We start from the raw sequence: 699 nt of genomic DNA on the forward strand, positions 1-699 counted from the left end.
CGCCGTGGTTACCGTGCAGGCTGACTATATTGACCCCACCGTCCCCATCAATCGTTGCACTCCCGTGACCCACTTCGATCACGTCGTCACCCACACCGCCGAAAATCTTATCGTCCCCGCCACCGGCGTGAATGACGCTGCCGCCTTGGGAAGCATAGATTGAGTCGCCCTGAGAACCGGCATAGATAACCGACTTGCCACTGCCACCAATGATGGTGTTGTGCCCACTGCCGCCGACCAGGACGTCGTTACCCATGCCACCGACTAACACCGAATCGCCGGAGCCGCCCTTGATAAAGACACCATTAGCTCCACCGCTTCTGATGACATCACTGCCACTCCCGCCTTGAGCCATAGTTAAACCGGCCTGAGCCATGTTCAGCTCTATACCTTTTTTGCCAACAATGATCGCCGTATCGTGCCCGCCATTGCCGTGAATGTTTTTCGTATCGTCAGCAGCACTGATAACAAAAACGTCATCACCGGCACCACCAACATAGGTATTGCTCCCGGCGCCCCCAACCAGCCAGCTGCCGGTTTTTGCCGCAATCAGCGTATCATTGCCGCTGCCACCATACAGATTGCTGACTCCCAGTTGCTCCGCATTGAGGGTTTCATCTGTTTCACTCTGACTGGCGTAAGCCGTGGTCGTGATATCGTTGTGGGTGGAGGTCACTCGCGTGCCTGCGCCCTCAGTAC

General features: G+C 56.4%; 1 protein-coding gene. It reads right to left on the bottom strand.

Features of this window, described 5'->3' with window-relative positions; translation table 11 throughout:
• Window positions 1-699, bottom strand: a 699-nt coding sequence (locus EAE89_RS23120) for a calcium-binding protein (RefSeq protein ID WP_280516039.1), incomplete at both ends; no start/stop codon positions are given.

The sequence above is a fragment of the Photorhabdus heterorhabditis genome, assembly GCF_018448905.1.
Lineage (GTDB): Bacteria > Pseudomonadota > Gammaproteobacteria > Enterobacterales > Enterobacteriaceae > Photorhabdus > Photorhabdus heterorhabditis.